We start from the raw sequence: 20,573 nt of genomic DNA, 5'->3' as shown, positions 1-20,573 counted from the left end.
CCTCCCCCCGAGCCCCCCGCTCCAAAGCCACCGGCACCCACGCCCACCGCGCCGTCTCCTCCGACACCGCCGACACCCCCTGCGCCCACGCCCTCGGCCTCCGACGAGCCGACACCCACCGTCCCGTCACCCCCGCCCCCGCCCGTCGAGCCGCCACCGGAGGAGCCCCCGCCCGCCCCGGCGCCGCCAAAGAAGCCGGCGCCGCCCGCCGCGGGCCCCCCGCCGGAGCGGGTCGAAGCCGTCGCCATCCGCACGTACCGGCCCACGACCGGAGCGCCGGAGCCCACGGGGACGCCCCTCACGATCCTGATGCTGGTGACCACGACACCGGCCGTGCTCGCAGCGGCCCTGTTGCGTCCCCGCTCGCAGTCCGCCGCCAACCGGCGCGGGCGTGCCTGAACCACACCCCGCACCCCCGCCCTCCCCACACCACCGGAGACCCTCATGTCCGAATGGCTGGTCCTGGCCATCGTGATGGCCGCCGCCTGCGCCGTCGTCCTCGTCGCCACGCTCCTCAGTCAGCGCAGGCCACGCAGCGCGGACGTGGCGGACGAACTGGAGGCGCGGGACTCGCCCGAGACGCCCGACGTGCTCGAGTACATGGTGATGATGGTGGGCGTCGTGTACGCGATCGTGCTGGGCCTGGCGATCGCGGGCGTCTGGGAGGCGAGAGGCGCGGCTCAGGACGCCGTGCGTACGGAGGCGCAGGCACTGCACGAGGTGACCCAGCGCGCGCAGGTCTATCCGGCCGACTTCCGCGACCAGCTCCGCAAGGACATCGACGCCTACGTCTTCGAGGTCGTCGACGACGAGTGGCCGCGGATGGTCAACCACGAGGAGCTGTCGCCGCGCGGGACGGAGCTGCTGGCGGTCGTGCGCACCGGCGTCGCGGAGCGCGAGCCGAAGAACGAGCTGGAGGCGCAGGCGTACCAGCCGATGCTGGACCAGGTGGCCGCCGCGGAGGACGCGCGCAACGCCCGCGCGGCGGGCGCCGGCGAGACACTTCCCGGCATCGTCTGGTTCGGCCTGATCAGCGGAGCTGTCATCACCATCGGACTGATCTTCACCATGCAGATCGGCCGGACGTTCCGTGAGCTGCTGCTCGCGGGTCTCTTCAGCGCGCTGATCGCCTTCCTGCTCTTCCTGGTGTGGGACTTCGACGCGCCCTTCGGCCGGTCGGGCACCGAGTCGGCGGACGCCTTCCGCCAGCTGTTCCCGGGCGCCTTCGGGTCCGGCTGAGGGCAGGGCACCGGGGCTTGGAGGGCCTGGGAATAGGGGTCGGGGTGTGACGGTTGAGCGATACGATTAGTTCAATGTTCAACTAGACCCGAGAGGTGAGCCTCCATGCAGTTCGGCATCTTCACGGTCGGCGACGTCACCCCCGACCCGACCACCGGCCGTACGCGGAGCGAGCACGAGCGGATCAAGGCGACCGTCGCCATCGCCCGCAAGGCGGAGGAGGTCGGCCTGGACGTCTTCGCGACCGGCGAGCACCACAACCCGCCGTTCGTCCCCTCGTCCCCGACCACCCTCCTCGGCCACATCGCCGCGCTGACCGAGCGGATCACCCTCTCCACCTCGACCACACTGATCACCACCAACGACCCGGTGAAGATCGCCGAGGACTACGCCTACCTCCAGCACATCGCCGACGGCCGGGTCGACCTGATGATGGGACGCGGCAACACCGGCCCGGTCTATCCGTGGTTCGGCAAGGACATCCGCCAGGGGATGCCGCTGGCCGTCGAGAACTACGCGCTCCTCCACAGGCTGTGGAGGGAGGACGTCGTCGACTGGGAGGGGAAGTTCCGCACACCGCTTCAGGGCTTCACCGCCACCCCGCGTCCGCTGGACGGCGTCCCGCCGTTCGTCTGGCACGGCTCGATCCGCTCCCCGGAGATCGCGGAACAGGCCGCGTACTACGGAGACGGCTTCTTCCACAACAACATCTTCTGGCCCATGTCCCACACCCGGAAGATGGTCGAGCTGTACCGGCAGCGGTACGCGCACTACGGCCACGGCACCCCTGAGCAGGCCATCGTCGGCCTCGGCGGCCAGGTGTTCATGCGCAGGAACTCGCAGGACGCGGTGCGGGAGTTCCGCCCGTACTTCGACAACGCGCCGGTCTACGGCCACGGGCCGTCCCTGGAGGACTTCACCGAGCAGACACCACTGACCGTCGGCTCCCCGCAGGAAGTGATCGAGCGGACGCTCGGCTTCCGCGACGCCGTCGGCGACTACCAGCGCCAGCTGTTCCTGATGGACCACGCGGGACTGCCACTGAAGACGGTCCTCGAACAGCTCGACATCCTCGGCGAGGAGGTCGTGCCGGTGCTGCGCGAGGAGTTCGCGAAGCTGCGGCCCGCCGGAGTCCCGGAGACCGCGCCGACGCACCCCGCCGTCCTTCGTCGAAGCACGGGCGGCGACACGCAGAGCAGGAAGAACACGCAGAGCACGGAGGAGACGTCATGACGCAGCAGGCCGCAGCCCTGAACCTCGTGGTCGTCTCCGCCGGGCTGGGAGTGCCGTCCTCCAGCCGGCTGCTGGCCGACCGGATCACCGAGTCCGTACGCCGCGAACTCGCCGGCAGTGACCGTCAGGTGCGGGTGAGTGTCGTCGAGTTGCGCGACCTCGCCGTGGCGATCGCCAACAACCTGGTGACCGGCTTTCCGTCGGACCGGCTCGCCGACGCCATCGAGGAAGTGACCGGCGCGGACGGGCTGATAGCCGTCACACCGGTTTTCACCGCCTCGTACAGCGGGCTGTTCAAGTCGTTCTTCGACCTGATCGAGCCGGACGCGCTCACCGGGAAGCCGGTGCTGATCGCGGCGACCGGCGGAACGGCACGGCACTCTCTGGTGCTGGAGCACGCTCTGCGGCCGCTCTTCGCCTACCTGCGGGCGCTCGTCGTGCCGACCGCCGTGTTCGCGGCGTCCGAGGACTGGGGCGGCACGGGCGACGCGCTCACCGACACCCTGCCGGACCGGATCGCCCGCGCCGGCCGCGACCTGGCCGCCCTGATGGCCCCTCGGGCCGAGGCCGAGCCGGACCGCGCCACGCCCACCGCCGACCTCTTTGCCTAGTTTTACAACTGTCTGAGCGGTTTTACGTAGGCTTGAACCGGGCTACAGCTACGGAGGTGGCGGGTATGGCGGACGAGACCGGCACGGCGGGCGAAGGCAGGATCGTTGTGGGCGTCGACGGCTCCGAGCCGTCGATCAGGGCCCTGAGATGGGCCGTACGGCAGGCCGGGCTGACCGGGGATCCCCTGGAGGCCGTCATCAGCTGGGAGTACCCGTCCGCCGGCTGGGCCGCGATGGTCCCCGCCATGCCGGCCGACTTCGACCCCGAGCGGCTGGCGGCCAAGGTGCTCGCCGACACCCTCGAGCAGACGCTCGGCGCGGAGGCCGCCGCGGCCGTGACCCGGACGATCATGATCGGCAGCGCGGCGCAGGCCCTGATGGACAGGGTGGACGGCGCCTCGCTGCTGGTCGTCGGCGACCGCGGCTACAGCGGCTTCAAGGCGACCCTGCTCGGCTCCGTCGGCCTGCATCTCACTCAGCACGCGCCCTGCCCGGTCGTGGTGGTACGCGGTTCTGCCGACTGACGTGCCCGAAGCGGTCCGGGCGGCCTCACGCCGACGAAAGGGTCACGTCGACGACGACGCAGGCGATGTCGTCCGGAGCACCGGCTTCTCGGGCCGGCGCGACAACGGAGAAGGCCGAGCAGCGGGACCCCGACCTGTCGGGGCACCGCTGTCGGTGGTCACTTGCGGTTGTAGAGCCGCATCGTCACCGATCCGAAGACCACCACGAGCACCACCGACCAGCCGAGCGACCAGGCGATGTCCGCCGCCGGCCAGTTGCCCGCCATCAACTCCCGGACCCCGGTGGCGACATGGGTGACCGGGCTGTTGTTGACGAAGGCCTGGAGCCAGCCCGGCATCGTCTTCGGGTCGACGAAGACGTTGCTCAGGAACGTCAGCGGGAAGATCACCATCATGCTGACGCCCATGACCGACTTCTCGGTCCGCAGCAGCAGGCCGAACATCGTCCAGATCCAGGAGAAGGAGAACGAGAAGACCATCAGCAGCGCGACGCCGAGGGCAACGCCCACGACACCGCCGTCGGCCCGGTAGCCGATGAGCATGCCGACCGCCAGCATCACGGCGGAGGCGATCAGATAGCGCACCACGTCGCCGAGGAGATAGCCGACCATCGGGGCCGGCCGCCAGATCGGCAGCGTACGGAAGCGGTCGAAGACGCCCTTGGAGATGTCGGTGTTCACCGCGACGCCCGTGTACATCGTGATCATCACGACGCTCATAGTGAGGATGCCGGGCAGCAGGAACTGGATGTAGTCCGAGACGGAGCCCGCGATGGCACCTCCGAAGAGATACGTGTACATCAGCACCATCATGATCGGGAAAGCCGTCACGTCGAACAGCTGCTCCGGCACATGCTTGATCTTGAGCATGGCCCGCCAGCCGAACGTCACCGACGCCGAGAGCGCGCTGGGCCGCGGCGGGCGCTCCGTGGCGACCAGCAGCGCGGCGAGGTCCTCCGCCTTCGGGGCCTGCAGGTCGAGGTCGATGGCTTCCTTCGTGGTGGCAGCGGTGCTCATGCCGCCTCCCCCTTCTTGTCGGTCAGGGCGAGGAAGACCTCGTCCAGGCTGGGCTGTCCCAGCGCGAAGTTGTCGACGGTGATTCCGTTGCGAGCCAGCTCGGCCAGGGCGTGCGCCGCCTGCTCGGCAGCGCCGCGATCGGTGCCGTGACCGTTGACACGGGCGGTGAGGGCGACCGGGTCGGCGTCGAGCAGCACCTCCGCACCGAGCGCGGCGGCCAGCACCCGCTCGGCCTCGGGCCGCTGGTCGGCCTCGCGCAACCGCAGATGCACCGCGCCGGAGCCGACGGATGCCTTCAGTTCGCCCTTCGTGCCCTCCGCGATCACCTTGCCGTGGTCGATCACGGCGATACGCGACGCCAGATGATCGGCCTCGTCCAGATACTGCGTCGTCAGCAGCACGGTGGTGCCCTGGGCGACGACGGCGCGCACGATGTCCCAGACCTGGTTGCGGCTGCGCGGGTCGAGGCCGGTGGTCGGCTCGTCCAGGAACAGCAGGTCGGGGGTGTTGAGGATGGACGCGGCGATGTCGATCCGGCGCCGCATCCCGCCCGAGTAGTTCTTCACCTGCTTGTCGGAGGCCTCGCGCAGACCGAACGCCTCCAGCAGCTGGGCGGCACGCTCGCGGGCTGCGGGCTTCGTGTGGCCGAGCAGCCGGGCGAGAAGGACCAGGTTCTCCGAGCCGGTGAGGTCCTCGTCGACCGAGGCGTACTGCCCGGTGAGGCTGACCCGGCTGCGGACGGCGTCCGCGTCCTTCTGCACGTCCTTGCCGAAGACCAGAGCCTCACCGCCGTCCGGGCGGAGCAGGGTGGCCAGCATCCGGACCGTGGTCGTCTTGCCCGCGCCGTTGGGACCGAGGACTCCGTAGACCGTGCCGGCCGGCACTCGGAGATCGACGCCGTCCACGGCGCGGTTGTCACCGAAGACCTTCACCAGTCCGGTGGTCTCGATTGCCAGATCTGTACTCATCGTCAGTCCTTCGGTTCCTTCTCGTCCGTGCGATGCAATGCAGACGCGATTGTGTGGAGAAAGTCATCGGTCGGGCGGCAGGCGGTGTGAGCAGGCTTGGGGGGCGCACTGCGCGGGCGTCGCGCAGTGCGCCCGCCATCCGCTCAGTGAGTCGAGCATGAGGGCCGCGGCGGTCATAGTCGAGGAGCGGGAACACGGTGCGCGGCCGCCGGATCGGATCCGGCGGCCGCGCGAGACGTGGAAAAGCAGACAGTGCGCGGCGTCGCCACCTCTCGGCGAGGCCTTTTGCGCAGGTCAGGCGACGCGGGCCGGCGCGCCGGCGCAGGAGGGCCTCGCGGGAGCGGAGTGCCTGTACAGCACGCAGCCCGGGGGCGGTGCCCCCGGGCTGCGTGTCACGCCTGCGTGCAGAACCGGCGTCACTCGTGCGTGTAGAAGGCGTAGAACGCCATCGCCCCCACCCCCGCCCCCACCGCGACGCCGATGCCCGCGGATCTCATGACACTTCCGTCGGCCAGGCTGGACAGGAAGCCGACGATCGCCGCGGCCAGCACGCCGTACGCGAGAGCGCGCAGTTCGCGCGGCAGCGAGTGCTGGATGCGGCCCAGTCCGAACGCCAGTGCCCCGATGACCACCGCGGTGATCACTCCGAGGACCCATTGGCCCCAGGTGGCGACGCCGCCGTCCTCGACGCGCTGGATGAAGGCGGCCCAGATGCCGAAGGTCAGAGCCAGGGTGACGGGCACGGCCCAGGAGAGGGGGCCATGGTGCCGGTCTCCGTGTTTCCGGCGCCGCCGGCGGGTCGGCAACGCTGCTTGTGTGGCCATGGCGGAGAGCTCCTTCCCTGTCCCCCCACACCCCTTCTACAGGGCACACCCGCAGACGCCGGCAGGCAAGTCCTGGGAAAGGGAAGGCGACCGCAACGGTCTCGGGGCCGACGGCGTCTTGTGAAGAGCGCGTCTTCACGACGAGCAGGAGGGAGGCCGGTGTGGACAGGGCGTACCAGGAGCAGGCCGACGAAGCACTGTACGACGCCGAGCCGGGCCCTGCCGGCGGCCGGAGGGCGGGCCGGCGCGCCACGGGATGGTTCGCCGGGCTGCTGCTGCTCGGCCCCACGGTCGTCGCCGCCTGCCGCACCGCGAACACGGACGGTGTCACCCCGGTCCCGCAGTTGCTCGCCTTCCTTCCGTGGCTGCTGTTGCCCGCGGGCGCAGCTCTGCTCCTGGCCCTTCTCGCACGCCGGCGCTTCCTCGTCGGCTGGGCGGTCGCGGTGCTCGCCGTCATCGGGTGGTTCGTCAGGCCGTACGACAGCGGGCTGACCGACGAGCCGCCGGGACCGGTCGTCGCGGGTGTCGAGGTGCTCACGTCGAACGTCGAGTTCGGGCAGGCCGCCGAGGCCCTCGTGACCACGGTCCGCCGCGAACAGCCGGATCTGGTGTTCGTCCAGGAGTGCGACCGCGCCTGCTCGGCCGTCCTGGAGGCGGACGTTCCGCGCGGCGACTACCCGTATCGCAACGTCGTGGAAGGCGCTGCGGCGTCCGGTTCGGCGATCCTCAGCAAGCATCCGCTGCGCGCCGCACCCGGCGTCGACGGCACCCTCGCCATGCCGGGTGCCGTCGCCGAAATCTCCGGCCGGGCCGTCGAACTCCAGCTCGCGCATCCGCTGCCGCCGGTGCCCGGCGCCGTCGAGGACTGGCGCCGCGAGCTGGGTCTGCTGCGGGCGTACGCGGCCGGGACGAACGGGCGTCCGACGGTCGTCGCGGGAGACTTCAACGCAGGTCAGGACCATGCCGCCTTCCGCCGCGTCCTGGAGGCGGGCCGGCTGCGCGACAGTGCCACCCTCGCCGGTGCGGCCCGTACTCCGTCCTGGCCCGCCGATGTGCGCCGTCCGCTGGGCACGCAGATCGACCATGTGCTGGTCAGCGAGGATTTCTCGGTGCGCGAGGCCCGCTTCCTCGACCTGCCGGAGACCGACCACCGCTCCCTCCTCGTCGAGCTGGAACTGCACGATGTGCGCTGACCGCCCGGCCGGGTGAGAGTGGGGACGTGGTGCGAGCCACCGGGGGCCGTTCGGTCAGGAGGCATGGCCCATGCGTGCTGTCGCGGTCAGGGAGTTCGGTGCGGAGCCCGAGCTGATCCAGGTCCCGAAGCCCGAGCCCGAGCAGGGCGAGGTCGTCGTCAAGATCGAGTACGCGTCGCTCAACCCCCTCGACTGGCAGATCGCCGACGGCGCGCTTCTGTCCGGTGGTCCTGGCCGGGTGCCGCCGCCGGACTCCCCTCAGACCTTCCCTCTGGTGCTCGGCGCCGACTTCGCGGGCAAGGTGGACGTCGTGGGTCCGGGCGACAACCGTTTCCGGGTGGGCGATGCCGTGTTCGGCCGCACCTCGGGCCCGCCGGCGGGCAGCTACGCCGAGTACGTGTCGGTGCCGCATGACGGCCCGGTCGCGTTCGTACCCGACGGCCTCGCTCTGCGTGACGCGGCACTGCTGCCCACCGCCGGGACAGCCGCGGCACAGTTGCTCGACCTGACCGGTGTGGGGGCCGGAGACAGCCTTCTTGTCCTTGGCGCCGCCGGCGGCGTCGGCTGCCTGCTCACCCAGCTCGCGGCAGCCCGCGGCGTACGCGTCGTGGCCGTGGTGCGCGGTGACGAGCGGCGGCGGATGAGCGGACTCGGGGCGGCCCTCACCGTCGACGCCACCGTGGAGGACCCGGCCGGTGCGGTACGGCGAGTGTGCCCCGACGGCGTCGACGCCGTCGCCGATCTGGTCACCGGGACGCCCGAGTCGTTCGCCGTGCACGCGGGGCTCGGCAGACCGGGCGCGGTGGCCGTAGCGACCCGCTTCGACGCCGGCGCCACGCCGCTCGCGGGCGGTGTGGCGGGCGTCGGCTTCCGACTGCGCCCTTCGACGACGCTGCTCGACACGCTCGCCGCCGCAGCCGCCGACGGGTCGCTGCACGCTCCGGTCGACGCCGAACTGCCGCTGGAGAAGGCACCCGACGCGCTGGTGCAGAACCGGGCGGGAGGTGCGCGGGGCAAAACGGTCTTCGCCCTGTGACACCCGCCCGAGGGGGATCCGGGGCACCCCCGCCCTAACGAAGCACGGAGCACACGCCGAAGCACGGAGCAGACGCCATGGACAACGAACACGTCGACGAGCAGATCATCGACAACATCGGCAATCTCGTCGCGGAGGAACGCGCCCTGCGCGACCGCTCCACCGAGCAGCAGGGCCTCGGCCAGGAGGACCAGGCCCGCCTGCGGGAGCTGGAGATCCGGCTCGACCAGTGCTGGGACGTGCTGCGTCGGCGCCGCGCCAAGGCCGAGTTCGGCGAGGACCCCGGAACGGTGAAGGAACGGCCGGCGGACGAGGTGGAGAACTACCGCAGCTGAACGGTGCCGACGGGTGATCGGGACCGACGACTGAACGGGACCGACGGGTGAACGGGACCGACGGGTGAACGGGACCGCCACGGCGGGCCGCTGCGGGGCGGGCCGCTGCGGAGCTTGCGTCCGACGGCCTGTTCGGGGTCTCTTGATGACCATGGGAGAACCCGAGGACGGCAAGGGCGGACGCACGGGGCGGCTCACGCCGCCGGACTGGCTGGTGCAGGGCCTGCTGCCCCACTCCGCGCCCGTCGCCAAGGCCGCCGTCGGCCGGGCGGCCGTCGCTCTGGCCGCCCCGCTGGCCGTCGGGCTCGCCGTCGGCCGCCCCGAGTACGGGGCGCTGGTGTCGATGGGCGCGCTGTCCGGCGTCATCGGTGACACCGCCGACGCCTACCGGATGCGGCTGCTCAACATCGCCGTCCCCCAGTTCTTCGGTGCGATCGGGGTCACGCTGGGCTCCCTGGTGTACGGCGAGGGCTGGCTGGCGGTCGGTGCGCTGACCCTCATCGCGCTCGTCTCGGGAATGATCTCCTCCATCGGCGCGGTGACCTCCGTGTCAGGGCTCCTGCTCCTGCTCAACGCGGTGGTCGGGGCCGGGCTGCCGATGCCGGGACCGTGGTGGAACGCGCCGCTGCTGCTGACGCTCGGCGGGATGTTCGTCCTCGTACTGGCGCTGCTGGGCTGGCCCCTGCGCGGACGTGTCCCCGAGCAGTCGGCGGTCGCCGCGACCTACCGCAGCGTCGCCGACCTGTTCGCGGCCGCGGGCACGACCGACTACGACGCCCGGCGTCAGGGCGTCACCCAGGCGCTCAACACCGCGTACGACCTGGTTCTCGCCCGGCGGGCACGCGACCACGGGCGGCGCAGCCCCCTGGTGCAGCTGCTCGCCCAACTGAACGTGGTGATCCCGCTCGTCGAGGCGGCGGCCGCGGCACACCGGTACGGGCGGGCCTCTCGCCGCCCCGAAATCCCCGCCGCGGTGCGCGACTTGGCCGACTCGGTGGCACAGGGCCGCAAGGTCGCCCCCGAGCTCGTCCTGCCCGAACCGGAGGGTCCCGCCGACCGTGCTGTCAACAGCGCGCTGCGCCACGCCTCAACCGTCGTCCACAAGACGGACCACGACCTGACAGGCGTCGACGACCGGCTCGGCCGGCCCGCCGCGCTGGGCGTCAGGGCACGGCGGGCAGTGCGCAACATGCTGCTCTCCGAGCCGTCCTGGCGGTACGGGCTCCGGCTCGCGCTCTGCATCGGGCTGGCGCAGTCGCTGGTGTCGGTGGTGCCGGTGCCACGTTCGTACTGGGTGGCGCTCACCGTCACGTTCGTCCTCAAGCCCGACTTCGGCTCGGTGTTCTCCCGTGCGGTGCTGCGTGCGCTCGGCACGGCCGCCGGGCTGCTCGTGGCGGCGGCCGTGCTGGCGGTCTTGGAGCGCGGCTGGTGGGACGTTCCGGTGATGATGCTGCTCGCGGCGCTGATCCCGGCGTTCTCCGCGAAGGGGTACGCCTTCCAGACCGCGGCCATCACCCCGGTGGTCCTGATGCTCTCGGACATCCTCAACCGCCAGGGCTTTCATCTGGTGCTGCCCCGGCTCGTGGACAGCCTCATGGGCTGCGCGATCGTGCTGGTGGCGGGCTATCTGCTGTGGCCGGAGAGCTGGCACACCCGCATCGGGGACCGGCTGGCGCAGTGCGTCGAGGACACGGCCCAGTACGTCGGCTGCGCGTTCGACGGCCTGGACCACGCCGAGCGGGTGCGTGCCCGGCGGCGGATCTACCGGGACCTGTCCTCCGTGCGCTCCGAGTTCCAGCGCGCCCTGACCGAGCCGCCCCCGACCGGGGCGCGCGCCGCGGCCTGGTGGCCGCTGGTCGTCGCCGCCGAGCGGATCGTGGACGCGACGACGGCGGCGCGGGTGCGTGTGGACCACGGGGCGCAGCCGCCCGGCGACAACGAGGTCGCCGGGATCGAGCGGCAGTTGCGGGAGCTGGCGGACGGCCTGCGCTCGAGCGAGGTGCTGGTGGAGGTACGGGCCGAGCTGCCCGGCGACGAGGAGGGTGTACTGGCGCCGCTCCGGCAGGAGGTCAGAGCGGCGCGGGCGATCGCGTCGCCCGCAGCGCCGGCGTGAGCCGGGCGCGAGCGAGGTGGACGCCGGGGCGGGGGCCCTCGGCGACCGGGCCGGCCTTACGGCCAGGGGGCGAGCCAGGCCCTTCAGGCCTTCGGCCGCCCACCGTGAAGCCGCTCCAGCTCGCGCCTGTCACGCTTCGTCGGGCGGCCGGCGCCCCGGTCCCGTACCGCCGCAGGGGCCGTGAACTCCTTGGGTGGGGGCGGCGGGCTGTTGTCCACGTAGGCCTGCACCGCGACCGGCGGGCCGACCCGCTTGCGCACGATCTTCGAGACGACCACAAGGCGCTCCCGTCCCGCGTGGAACACCCGCACCTGGTCACCGACGCGCAGCGCCTGGGCGGGCTTGACGCGCTCGCCGTTGACCCGCACATGGCCCGCACGGCATGCCGCGGAGGCCTGCGAACGGGTCTTGGTGAGCCGTACGGACCAGATCCAGACGTCGACCCGGACGGTGCCCTCGCCTGACGTGGACGAACCCTCTGCAGCCATGTACCGACTCTACGACCCCGGGCCCCGCTCACGGGCGGACATCACGGGCGCCCGGAACCCCGCATCACCGTGCACCCGCGACCGGGCGAACGTCCCTCACCACCGTGTGCGGGCCTCGTGCGGGTTGGCCGGGGCCCCACCCCCTCACCACAGCGCACACATCCGACTACGATGCGCACGATCTCCCCTGACGGAGGCGTTCACTCCGTACGCGGGCGTTCGGTTTCTGAGGTGTCGCCATACCCCGTACGACACAAGGGCATTCGGAGATTTCCATGCGCAGCAGCTCCGGCAGAGGGCTACGGCCCAATGTCCTCGGGACGTTCGACACCGTCGTCATGGCCGTGGCAGGCAGCGCCCCCGCCTACTCGATCGCGGCCACCACGGCCGTGCTCGTCGCCACCGTCGGGCTCGCGGGTCCTGCCGCGCTGCTGTACTGCGCGATACCCATGCTCGGCATCGTCCTCGCCTTCGGCAGGCTCGGCCGTATCGACGTCAACGCCGGTGCGGGCTACTCCTGGGTCGGCCGGACCCTCCATCCGTTCCTCGGGTTCCTGTCCGGATGGGCGCTGGTCGTCTCGACGACGATCTTCATGGTGGCGGGCTCCCTGCCCGCGGGCGCGATGACGCTGGGGCTCTTCGATCCGGAGCTCGCCGACAACCCGGCCCTCGCGACGACCGTCGGCGCCGGCTGGTTCCTCGCGATGCTGCTTGTCGTGCTGGGCGGCGCGCGCATGACCGTGCGGGCCCAACTGCTGCTCACCGGTGTCGAGTCGGTGATCCTGCTCTTCTTCATCGGCGCCGCGCTGCTGCACGAGGGGGCCGCTGCCGCCTTCGACTGGTCGTGGTTCGGCTTCTCGCACTTCGACGGTCCGGCGGGCTTCGCCTCCGGGGCGCTGATCGCCACCTTCTACTACTGGGGCTGGGACGTCACCAGCAACCTCAGCGAGGAGATCCGCGACAGCCGCCGTGTCTCGGGGCTCGGCGCGCTCGTCGGCGTCGGCGTGGTGTTCCTGCTCTTCGAGGCGTTCACCGTCGCCGTCAACGTCATCCTGACGGCCGGGGAGATCCAGGCCGCCGGATCGAACGTACTGGCCGTTCTGGGAGCCGCGATCTGGCCGGGCGTGGGCGGAAAGCTGCTGGTCATCGCCGTGCTGCTGTCGACCGTCGCCACTTTGGAGACGACGCTGATCCAGGTCACCCGCTCGCTGTTCGCGATGGGCCGCGACCGTACGATGCCCGCCGCGCTGGGTCTGGTGCACCGCCGCTGGAACACGCCCTGGGCGGCCATCTGCGTGGTCGGCGTCGTCGCACTCGCCATGTTCGTGGCGTCCACCGCGCTCGGCTCCGTCAGGGACGTCGTCACCGCCGCGGTCGCCGCGATAGGCCTCCAGATCGCCCTCTACTACGGACTCGCCGGCATCGCCGCCGTCGTCGCCTACCGCAGGATGCTGCTGACGTCCGTACGCGATTTCCTGCTCAGCGGTGCCTGGCCGCTGCTCGGCGCTCTGTTCATGCTGTGGATCTTCTTCGAGTCGCTCGGCGAGCTGAGCGGCGCGTCGGTCGCGATCGGCATCGGGGGCCTCGCCGCCGGACTCGTGCCGATGATCCACTACTGGCGGCGGGGCAGTACCTACTACCGGCCCGCCCGCCTGGACGCGACCTGCGCGGTCGAGCCCGACGGCGGGGGCGGCGATCCCCACCGCGCGCACTACGCCGACAAGGCACTGGCCACGGACTTCTGAACGCATTACGCACGCAACGCACGCATGCACCGCCGAGGGAAGTGCCGCAGATGGTCGCACGCCGCCGCTTCGTACCCGACTTCGATCCCGCCTTCGGGGACCGGCCTCTCGCCGAAGCCCTGCACGACATCGTTATCGGCCGCTGGCAGGGCGTCCGCGACCTGCTCGGTGCCACCGGCGACAACTGGCCCCTGCGCACGCACCGGATCCGGCTGCTCGCCCACGCCGCGGCCGGCTCCTCCGCCGCCGAGATATGGCGCGCGGCGGAACCGGCCAGCCCCGACGCGGCGGTCCTGCGCGCGGCCACGGAGGTCGTACGGTCCTTCCAGCTGGTGATCGCCGCCGGCCGCGGAGCCGGCACGGACCGGGCACGGCTCGACGCCGCGGTCCGGTCCTGCTTCGCCGCCGCCGACGCCCACCCCGGAGACCCGATGCCGTGGGTGTCGCTGCTGACGGTCGCCAGGCTGTACGAGGACGGGGTGCCGCGTCGTGAACTGCGGTGCTGGTGGGACGAGATGCGCCGGCGCGACCCGTACAACGTCGAAGGTCATGTGCAGTTGCTGCGCTACCACTCGGCCCGCTGGCACGGCACGCACGGCAGGATGTACGACTTCGCACGCGACGCGGCAGGCGCGTCGCCGCCCGGGTCGCCGCTGCCGGTGCTGGTGCAGATCGCGCGGGCGGAGGAGTACCGGTACGTCGCCGACGCGGCACAGGGCCGGGTGGTGCGCGGCTTCGACCAGCACTGGAAGCACGAGCTCGCGATCACGGAGATCCGTCGCACCTGGGAGCGGTGGATCCTGTGGCGCACCGACGGCCCCGTCGCGCCACAGGAGATCGGCGAGCTCAACTACCTCGTCCACGCCGCCTGTCACGCCGGTCTGCGGCAGGAGGCGCGCGGACTGTTCCAGCTGCTGGGAACGCGTGCCGCGCATCTCCCGTGGGCGTACACGGGAGATGCGGCGGAGCAGTTCACGAGGTGGCGCACCCACCTGGGCGCCACCTCGTGACCGCTGCCGGTCATGCTCCGATGTCGCGCCCGTCCTTGCGGTAGACGGCGACGACCGACGGGCGGACCATCCTGCCCGGCCCGTCGGGCCAGGCGCTCGCCGGCTTCTCGACGGACGCGCCGTCGACCTCGCCCGGGTGCTGCACCGCCACCAGGACACGGCGGTCCTGGACGATCGGGCCGCAGGTCTCCGCACCGGTCGGCACGGTCAGGAACTGCTTGAGCTCACCGCGGCGCTCGCCGCGGGTCGCGACGCCGAACAGGCCGTCGTGCGAACCGAGCTGAGAACCGTCCGTGGAGATCCACAGGTTGCCGTGCGGGTCGAAGGCCAGGTTGTCCGGGCAGGAGATCTGGCTGACCTTGTCCTTCGGGTAGCCCGCGAAGTACGTGGCCGGGTCGTTCGGGTCGCCGGCGACCAGGAACAGGCGCCAGGCGAAGCCGTCGGAGGCCGGATCGTCCCAGTGCTCGGCGAGCTCCAGGACCTGCCCGTGCTTGTTGAGGTTGCGCGGGTTGGCCTCGTCGGCGCCCGCCTTGCCGGGCTTGCCGCGGTCGGTGTTGTTCGTGAGGGCGACATAGACCCGGCCGGTGCGAGGGCTCGGCTCGACGTCCTCGGGGCGGTCCATCTTCGTCGCGCCGACCTTGTCACCGGCGAGACGGGTGAAGACGTACACCTCCTCCGCGGTCATTCCGGGCACGTGCGAGACGTCGCCCGTCGCGAGCGGGATCCACACGCCGGAGCCGTCGAACTCGCCGTCGTTCGGGAGCTTGCCGGTGCCGTCGACCTCGCCCGGCGAGTCACCGGTGAGCTTGGCGACGTACAGGGTGCCCTCGTCGAGCAGCGTGCGGTTGTGCGCGCGGGCGGCACGGCTGCCGCCCTTCTGCATCCGCTTCGACGAGACGAACTTGTAGAAGTAGTCGAAGCGCTCGTCGTCGCCCATGTAGACGACCGGCCGGCCGTCGTCGGTGAGGCGCGGCTGCGCGGCCTCGTGCTTGAACCGGCCCAGCGCGGTGCGCTTGGCGGGCGTGGAGTCGGGGTCGTACGGGTCGAGCTCGACGATCCAGCCGTGCCGGTGGATCTCGTTGGGCTCCTGCTTGACGTCAAAACGCTTGTCGAAACGCTCCCACTTGCGCTCGGTGGCGCCGGAGCCGACGCCGTAGCGCTTGTCCGTCGCGCTCGAGCCGCCCGCGAAGTACTGGTTGAAGTTCTCCTCACCCGACAGGATCGTGCCCCACGGGGTGGTGCCGCCGGCGCAGTTGTTGAGCGTGCCGAGCACCTTGGTGCCCGACGGGTCGGCGCTCGTACGCAGCAGCGTGCCGCCCGCGGCGGGGCCCGTGAGCTCGAACTCGCTCGTCGCCGTCAGGCGGCGGTTGAGCGGGTGGCGCGTCACCGGGGTGAGCCTGCCGGAGCGGTGCTCCTCCTGGACCACGACGACCGACAGACCGTGCGCGGCCCAGGCGATCTCGACCTGCTCGCGGGTCGGGCTCTCGGGGTCGTACCCCTTGAACATCAGCATCTCGTCCGTGTACTCGTGGTTCGCGACGAGGACCTGACGACCGCGCTCGCCCTTCAGCGGCAGCAGGCTGAGGAAGTCGTTGTTGTAGCCGAACTGGCCGGCCTGTGCCTTCGCCGACTGCCTGTCCGGGTCGAAGGCGGGGGCACCGCGGAGGATGGGCTCGCCCCAGCGGATCACGATGCTCTGCTCGTAGCCCTCGGGGACGGTGACCTTGTCGTCCTTGTTGGGCGCGACGGGCGCGAAGCGGAGGCCGCGGGCACCGTCGGACTTACCGGGCTTTCCCGGCTTGTACCCGGCCGGGGTTGCCGCCTGCGCGGGCTGGGCGCCCTGCACCACGGCCGCGCCGCCGGCCGCCGCGGCGACGGTCACGACAGCGGCGGCACGCATCATCGAGCGGCGCGACAGGGCGCTCGCTATGACATCGCCGACGTACTCGTTGTCGCTGGTGTTCGGGACCTCATGGAAGCAGGCGTCGCCGCAGCGGTAGCGGCAGGTGAGGGCAGAGCGTCCGCCCGCGTGCGGAGTCGTGTTCAACAGCGGCAGCAGTTTGCGCACTTCGTCCTCCTTCGGCGCACCTGCGCCGACATGGTGTCGGAATGTTTCCGGCCATGACGCTAGGCGCGCACGTCTGCACGAGGGCGGACGCAGGGTGAACGAGGGATGAATGCGGCACGGACGAAGCGCGGTTGGGGTGTGATGGGCGACGCTTGTGGGTGCCCTCCCCAAGGGCGAGCGGGGCGGCCGCTAACCTTACGTGTCCGCCCTGGCCTGCATTGCAAGGGCAGGAGCGGACAGTCACCGCACCCAACTCATGCGAAAGGCCTCGCCCATGGGTATTCGGAGCTTGCTGCGCAAGGTGTTCGGACGCGACCGTGCTGAGTGTAACGAGTCGGCGGCAGCCTCCGTTCCGGCCCAGGCCGAGCGCACGGAACCGGCCACGGAGGCGTCGGCGACGGTGCCTTCGCAGACGGCGGCCGACCGGGCCTCGGATCTGGTCTCTGCGGCCTTCGACAACGCGCCCCCCCGCCACCGCACCCCCTCGGTTCCGTCGCAGTCCACGGGCACCCCGTCGACGAAGCCGACGACGTCCGACGTGGAGCCCCTCCGGGAGGCCGCCGAGCCGCAGCCGGAGGCGGAGACCGACGTCGCCAAGCCCGCGTCCGACCCGGCCGAGCCGCAGGCCGACGCCACAGCTGCGGAAGCGCTCGTGCCCGACGCCGACCCGGCCGACGCCAAGCCCGCACCGGAGGCGGAGGCCGACGTGGCCGCCGAGCCGCAGCCGGAGGCGGACGTCGCCGCGGACGACGCCAAGCCCGCGCCCGACCCGGCCGAGCCGCAGGCCGACGCCGCCACGCCGGACGCCGCACCCGAGGCGGAGCCCGCCACCGCCGCGCCCGACGCCGCCGAGCCGCAGGCCGACGCCGACGCGGCGAGCGCCACAGCTGCGGAAGCAGTCGCGCCCGACGCCGAACCCGCGCAGGACGCGACCGAGCCGCAGGCCGACGCCGCCACGCCGGACGCCACAGCTGCGGAAGCAGTCGCGCCCGACGCCGAAGAGAACACCAGCACCCCCACCGCGGCCAAGACCGCCACGACGGAGCCCGCCACCCCCGCCGAACCGCAGGCCGAGGCGGCATCCGCACCTGACGCGAAGGTCGCCGCAGGGGACGCGGCCGAGCCGCAGGTCGACACCGCGGCTGCGGAAGCAGTCACGCCCGACGCCGCCGCGAGCGCGGCCGACCCGGCCGACACGAAGCCCGCACCCGAGGCGGAGGACGACGCGGCCGCCGAACCGCAGCCTGAGGCGGACCTCGCCGCAGACGACGCCAAGCCCGCGCCCGACCCGACCCAGCCGCAGGCCGACGCCGCCACGCCGGACGCCGCACCTGCGGAAGCAGTCGCGCCCGACGCCGAGGAGAACACCAGCACCCCCACCGCGGCCAAGACCGCCACGACGGAGCCCGCCACCGCCGCCCCCGACCCCGCCGAACCGCAGGCCGACGCCGCCGCAGCCGCCGCACCTGCGGAAGCAGTCGCGGCCGACGTCGAAGGCGACACCGGCACGGTCGCGACCGAGCCCCAGGCCGAAGCGGAGTCCGCACCCGACGCGGAGCCCGCCACCGCCGCGCCCGACGCCGCCGAGCCGCAGGCCGACGCCGACGCTGACGCGGCCGAGACCCCCGCCGCAGGCGTGAGCGGCGGTCGCGCCGCCGTCGGGCCCACGCGGGTCAAGGCGCGGGCGCCGCACCTCGTGGAGGCCTACAAGGCCGCCGGCGCCGCGCTCAAGAACGCGCAGCTCACCGGGGCCCGCGCACGGGTGTACCTCGTGCTCGACCGGTCCGGGTCCATGCGCCCGTACTTCAAGGACGGCAGCGCCCAGCACCTCGGCGATCAGGCGCTCGCACTCGCCGCCCACCTCGACACCGACGCGACGGTCGACGTCGTGTTCTTCTCAACCGAGATCGACGGCACCGGCGAGCTGACCCTCGACTCGCCCCAGGGCCGTGTCGACGAGCTGCACGCCGGCCTCGGCCGGATGGGGCGTACCAACTACCACCTCGCCGTCGAGGAGGTCCTCGCTCTGCACGCCAAGAAGAACACCGGCGGCCCGGCGTTCGTGATCTTCCAGACGGACGGCGCCCCGGAGTCGAAGACCGCCGCCACCGCCGCCCTCGCGGCCGCCGCCGACAAGCCGGTGTTCTGGCAGTTCGTGGCGTTCGGCGAGCACGAGGCCAAGGCCTTCGACTACCTCCGCAAGCTCCAGGCCGACAACGCCGCGTTCTTCCACGCCGGCCCCGCGCCCCGCGAGCTCCGGCACGCCGAGCTGTTCAAGGGCCTCCTCGGGGCTTGGCGCCCGTCGGCGCGCCCGTAGGCGCGACGTCTCCTCGGTGACGTCCTGGCGGGAAGCCCCGCCCGGACGTCACCGGGGGCACGCGGCACGCGTGTGAGTCGATCTTCCGGGGCCCGATAGGATTTCGACCATGGCGGCCACTGGATCCGAGAAGCAGGGGGCGACGGCGTACTACGTCTCGACCCCCATCTACTACGTCAACGACGCTCCTCACCTGGGCCACGCCTATACGACCGTCGCAGGCGACGTGCTCACACGCTGGCACCGTCAGCGTGGCGAGAAGGTGTGGTACCTCACCGGCACGGACGAGCACGGTCAGAAGATCATGCGCACCGCGGAGGCGAACGGCGTCACGCCCCAGGAGTGGTGCGACAAGCTCGTGGAGGAGGCCTGGAAGCCTCTCTGGGAGCATCTGAACATCGCGAACGACGACTTCATCCGTACGACGGAGAAGCGGCACACGGACCGTGTGCAGGAGTTCGTGCAGGACCTCTTCGACAAGGGCGAGATCTACAAGGGCGGGTACGAGGGCCCTTACTGCGTGGGCTGTGAGGAGTACAAGCTCCCGGGTGATCTCATCGAAGCCGAGGACGGCACCAAGCTGTGCCCGATCCACAAGAAGCCGGTGGAGATCCTCAAGGAGGAGAACTACTTCTTCAAGCTCAGCGAGTACGGCCCGAAACTGCTGGACTTCTACGCGTCGAACCCGGGCTTCATCCAGCCCGAGTCGGCCCGCAACGAGGTCGTGAATTTCGTCAAGCAGGGTTTGCAGGACCTCTCCATCTCCCGTTCGACCTTCGACTGGGGAGTCCCGGTCCCGTGGGACGAGAAGCACGTCATCTACGTGTGGATCGACGCGCTCCTCAACTACGCCACGGCCGTCGGCTACGGCTCGAACCAGGCGAAGTTCGACGAGACCTTCCCGGCCAACGTGCACCTGGTGGGGAAGGACATCCTGCGCTTCCACGCGATCATCTGGCCGGCGATGCTGATGGCCCAGGGCCTGCCGGTGCCCGGCAAGGTCGCGGCCAACGGCTGGCTGATGGTCGGCGGCGAGAAGATGTCGAAGTCGAACCTGACCGGCATCAAGCCGCAGGACCTGACCTCGCACTTCGGTGTGGACGCGTACCGCTGGTACTTCCTGCGCGCGATCGCGTTCGGCCAGGACGGTTCGTTCTCGTGGGAGGACTTCACCGCCCGGTACACCTCCGAGCTCGCCAACGACTACGGCAACCTGGCCTCTCGTGTCGCGGCGATGGTCGGCAAGTACTTCGGCGGCGCGCTGCCCGAGGCCACCGCCTTCGGTGACGCGGAGAAGGCGGTCCAGGACGGGCTCGCGAAGGCCGTCGCGGAGGCCGACCGGAAGATCGGCGAGGAGCTGGACTTCCAGGGCGGCATCCTGGCCGTGTTCGACTTCGTGAAGCAGGTCAACGGCTACATCACGGAGCAGGAGCCGTGGAAGGTGGCCAAGGACGAGTCGCCGGAGGGCCAGGCCCGTCTCGCGACGATCCTCTACACGGCGGCCGAGTCGCTGCGGGCCGTAGCCGTGCTGCTGAACCCGATCATGCCGGAGACGTCCCAGAAGCTGTGGGACTCACTGGGCGCGGAAGCCCCGCTGGGCGCCCTCACGGACCAGAAGGTCCAGGAGGCGGGCGACTGGGGCAGGCTGCCGGCCGGCACGACGGTGACCAAGGGCGCGGTGCTGTTCCCGCGCCTGGAGGAGCCGAAGAAGAACTAGCGCGTCCGTACGCGACGCGCGGGGGCCGGGACCACATTGGGTCCCGGCCCGCACCACGCGGTGGCGGTCCGGCCGGATTCGCCCGCGACACGCAAGGCCCGCGAAACGCAAGAGGGGCCCCGGAACCTCACGGTTC

17 protein-coding genes are annotated in these 20,573 nt (G+C 71.5%); 12 read left to right on the top strand and 5 right to left on the bottom strand.

All coding sequences use genetic code 11. The annotated features are described in order from the left end of the window. The first annotated feature begins 444 nt into the window (after positions 1-444). The 4 genes from ACIQ7Q_RS06715 to ACIQ7Q_RS06700 all read left to right on the top strand — a co-directional run bounded on the left by ACIQ7Q_RS06715 (position 445) and on the right by ACIQ7Q_RS06700 (position 3,607). Entirely contained in the window at positions 445-1,239 is a 795-nt protein-coding gene (locus ACIQ7Q_RS06715) for a hypothetical protein (RefSeq protein ID WP_403857098.1), read from the top strand. Positions 1,240-1,344: 105 nt separating this feature from the next. Beyond that, positions 1,345-2,472, top strand: coding sequence for an LLM class flavin-dependent oxidoreductase (locus ACIQ7Q_RS06710; RefSeq protein ID WP_403857094.1), 1,128 nt, complete (start codon positions 1,345-1,347; stop codon positions 2,470-2,472). Further along, positions 2,469-3,083 (top strand): FMN reductase, encoded by a 615-nt coding sequence (locus ACIQ7Q_RS06705; protein ID WP_403857091.1) that lies wholly within the window; start codon positions 2,469-2,471, stop codon positions 3,081-3,083. The genes ACIQ7Q_RS06710 and ACIQ7Q_RS06705 overlap by 4 nt, the downstream gene beginning before the upstream one ends. Positions 3,084-3,148: 65 nt before the next feature. Beyond that, positions 3,149-3,607, top strand: coding sequence for a universal stress protein (locus tag ACIQ7Q_RS06700; RefSeq protein ID WP_403857088.1), 459 nt, complete (start codon positions 3,149-3,151; stop codon positions 3,605-3,607). Positions 3,608-3,765: 158 nt separating this feature from the next. Here ACIQ7Q_RS06700 and ACIQ7Q_RS06695 read toward each other — a convergent pair whose 3' ends face one another. The 3 genes from ACIQ7Q_RS06695 to ACIQ7Q_RS06685 form a co-directional block, all read right to left on the bottom strand. Beyond that, on the bottom strand, positions 3,766-4,623 hold the full coding sequence (locus ACIQ7Q_RS06695) for an ABC transporter permease (RefSeq protein WP_403857085.1): 858 nt from the start codon (positions 4,621-4,623) through the stop codon (positions 3,766-3,768). Then, positions 4,620-5,591: an ATP-binding cassette domain-containing protein gene (locus tag ACIQ7Q_RS06690; protein WP_403857082.1), complete on the bottom strand. Its 972-nt coding sequence runs from the start codon at positions 5,589-5,591 to the stop codon at positions 4,620-4,622. Before ACIQ7Q_RS06690 ends, ACIQ7Q_RS06695 begins: the two co-directional genes overlap by 4 nt. 416 nt (positions 5,592-6,007) lie before the next feature. Beyond that, complete coding sequence (locus ACIQ7Q_RS06685) at positions 6,008-6,415, bottom strand: hypothetical protein (RefSeq protein ID WP_403857079.1); 408 nt, start codon at positions 6,413-6,415, stop codon at positions 6,008-6,010. A gap of 161 nt (positions 6,416-6,576) precedes the next feature. Between ACIQ7Q_RS06685 and ACIQ7Q_RS06680 the strand changes: the two genes are divergently transcribed. The 4 genes from ACIQ7Q_RS06680 (at position 6,577) to ACIQ7Q_RS06665 (ending at position 11,092) form a co-directional block, all read left to right on the top strand. Further along, positions 6,577-7,608 (top strand): endonuclease/exonuclease/phosphatase family protein, encoded by a 1,032-nt coding sequence (locus ACIQ7Q_RS06680; RefSeq protein ID WP_403857076.1) that lies wholly within the window; start codon positions 6,577-6,579, stop codon positions 7,606-7,608. A 70-nt stretch (positions 7,609-7,678) separates the two neighbouring features. Beyond that, positions 7,679-8,644 (top strand): NADP-dependent oxidoreductase, encoded by a 966-nt coding sequence (locus tag ACIQ7Q_RS06675; protein ID WP_403857073.1) that lies wholly within the window; start codon positions 7,679-7,681, stop codon positions 8,642-8,644. A 77-nt stretch (positions 8,645-8,721) separates the two neighbouring features. Next, positions 8,722-8,979 (top strand): DUF2630 family protein, encoded by a 258-nt coding sequence (locus ACIQ7Q_RS06670; protein ID WP_403857070.1) that lies wholly within the window; start codon positions 8,722-8,724, stop codon positions 8,977-8,979. A 145-nt stretch (positions 8,980-9,124) separates the two neighbouring features. After that, positions 9,125-11,092, top strand: a complete 1,968-nt coding sequence (locus ACIQ7Q_RS06665; protein ID WP_403857067.1) for an FUSC family protein — start codon at positions 9,125-9,127, stop codon at positions 11,090-11,092. A gap of 83 nt (positions 11,093-11,175) precedes the next feature. Here the strand turns inward: ACIQ7Q_RS06665 and ACIQ7Q_RS06660 are convergent, their stop codons facing one another. Next, positions 11,176-11,580 (bottom strand): RNA-binding S4 domain-containing protein, encoded by a 405-nt coding sequence (locus ACIQ7Q_RS06660; RefSeq protein ID WP_356638597.1) that lies wholly within the window; start codon positions 11,578-11,580, stop codon positions 11,176-11,178. Between the two features lie 275 nt (positions 11,581-11,855). Here ACIQ7Q_RS06660 and ACIQ7Q_RS06655 point away from each other — a divergent pair, with 275 nt between their 5' ends. Next, on the top strand, positions 11,856-13,325 hold the full coding sequence (locus tag ACIQ7Q_RS06655) for an APC family permease (RefSeq protein WP_403857064.1): 1,470 nt from the start codon (positions 11,856-11,858) through the stop codon (positions 13,323-13,325). A 50-nt stretch (positions 13,326-13,375) separates the two neighbouring features. Further along, a complete protein-coding gene (locus tag ACIQ7Q_RS06650; protein ID WP_403857061.1) occupies positions 13,376-14,335 on the top strand; it encodes a hypothetical protein in 960 nt (319 codons plus the stop codon). Positions 14,336-14,345: 10 nt separating this feature from the next. Here the strand turns inward: ACIQ7Q_RS06650 and ACIQ7Q_RS06645 are convergent, their stop codons facing one another. Further along, positions 14,346-16,403 carry a PhoX family protein gene (locus ACIQ7Q_RS06645; RefSeq protein ID WP_403857058.1) on the bottom strand — a complete coding sequence of 686 codons (2,058 nt, stop codon included), beginning with the start codon at positions 16,401-16,403 and terminating at the stop codon, positions 14,346-14,348. A gap of 274 nt (positions 16,404-16,677) precedes the next feature. Here ACIQ7Q_RS06645 and ACIQ7Q_RS06640 point away from each other — a divergent pair, with 274 nt between their 5' ends. Beyond that, positions 16,678-18,720, top strand: a complete 2,043-nt coding sequence (locus ACIQ7Q_RS06640; protein WP_403857055.1) for a VWA domain-containing protein — start codon at positions 16,678-16,680, stop codon at positions 18,718-18,720. 109 nt (positions 18,721-18,829) lie between these two features. Continuing rightward, positions 18,830-20,437: a methionine--tRNA ligase gene (metG, locus tag ACIQ7Q_RS06635; RefSeq protein ID WP_403857052.1), complete on the top strand. Its 1,608-nt coding sequence runs from the start codon at positions 18,830-18,832 to the stop codon at positions 20,435-20,437. Positions 20,438-20,573 lie beyond the last annotated feature (136 nt).

It is taken from the genome of Streptomyces sp. NPDC096176, assembly GCF_044763255.1.
In the GTDB taxonomy this organism is placed as follows: Bacteria; Actinomycetota; Actinomycetes; order Streptomycetales; family Streptomycetaceae; genus Streptomyces.
Note: the sequence above shows the minus strand (reverse complement) of the source record. Positions and strands in the feature narration are given on the sequence as shown.

What these genes read in the sequence shown, in the direction of transcription:
- ACIQ7Q_RS06640 (WP_403857055.1), top strand. Translation starts at nt 16,678, where the DNA reads ATGGGTATTCGGAGCTTGCTGCGCAAGGTGTTCGGACGCGACCGTGCT.
- ACIQ7Q_RS06690 (WP_403857082.1), bottom strand. Translation starts at nt 5,591, where the DNA reads ATGAGTACAGATCTGGCAATCGAGACCACCGGACTGGTGAAGGTCTTC.
- ACIQ7Q_RS06655 (WP_403857064.1), top strand. Translation starts at nt 11,856, where the DNA reads ATGCGCAGCAGCTCCGGCAGAGGGCTACGGCCCAATGTCCTCGGGACG.
- ACIQ7Q_RS06660 (WP_356638597.1), bottom strand. Translation starts at nt 11,580, where the DNA reads ATGGCTGCAGAGGGTTCGTCCACGTCAGGCGAGGGCACCGTCCGGGTC.
- ACIQ7Q_RS06665 (WP_403857067.1), top strand. Translation starts at nt 9,125, where the DNA reads ATGACCATGGGAGAACCCGAGGACGGCAAGGGCGGACGCACGGGGCGG.
- ACIQ7Q_RS06710 (WP_403857094.1), top strand. Translation starts at nt 1,345, where the DNA reads ATGCAGTTCGGCATCTTCACGGTCGGCGACGTCACCCCCGACCCGACC.
- metG (WP_403857052.1), top strand. Translation starts at nt 18,830, where the DNA reads ATGGCGGCCACTGGATCCGAGAAGCAGGGGGCGACGGCGTACTACGTC.
- ACIQ7Q_RS06715 (WP_403857098.1), top strand. Translation starts at nt 445, where the DNA reads ATGTCCGAATGGCTGGTCCTGGCCATCGTGATGGCCGCCGCCTGCGCC.
- ACIQ7Q_RS06670 (WP_403857070.1), top strand. Translation starts at nt 8,722, where the DNA reads ATGGACAACGAACACGTCGACGAGCAGATCATCGACAACATCGGCAAT.
- ACIQ7Q_RS06650 (WP_403857061.1), top strand. Translation starts at nt 13,376, where the DNA reads ATGGTCGCACGCCGCCGCTTCGTACCCGACTTCGATCCCGCCTTCGGG.
- ACIQ7Q_RS06675 (WP_403857073.1), top strand. Translation starts at nt 7,679, where the DNA reads ATGCGTGCTGTCGCGGTCAGGGAGTTCGGTGCGGAGCCCGAGCTGATC.
- ACIQ7Q_RS06705 (WP_403857091.1), top strand. Translation starts at nt 2,469, where the DNA reads ATGACGCAGCAGGCCGCAGCCCTGAACCTCGTGGTCGTCTCCGCCGGG.
- ACIQ7Q_RS06700 (WP_403857088.1), top strand. Translation starts at nt 3,149, where the DNA reads ATGGCGGACGAGACCGGCACGGCGGGCGAAGGCAGGATCGTTGTGGGC.
- ACIQ7Q_RS06685 (WP_403857079.1), bottom strand. Translation starts at nt 6,415, where the DNA reads ATGGCCACACAAGCAGCGTTGCCGACCCGCCGGCGGCGCCGGAAACAC.
- ACIQ7Q_RS06695 (WP_403857085.1), bottom strand. Translation starts at nt 4,623, where the DNA reads ATGAGCACCGCTGCCACCACGAAGGAAGCCATCGACCTCGACCTGCAG.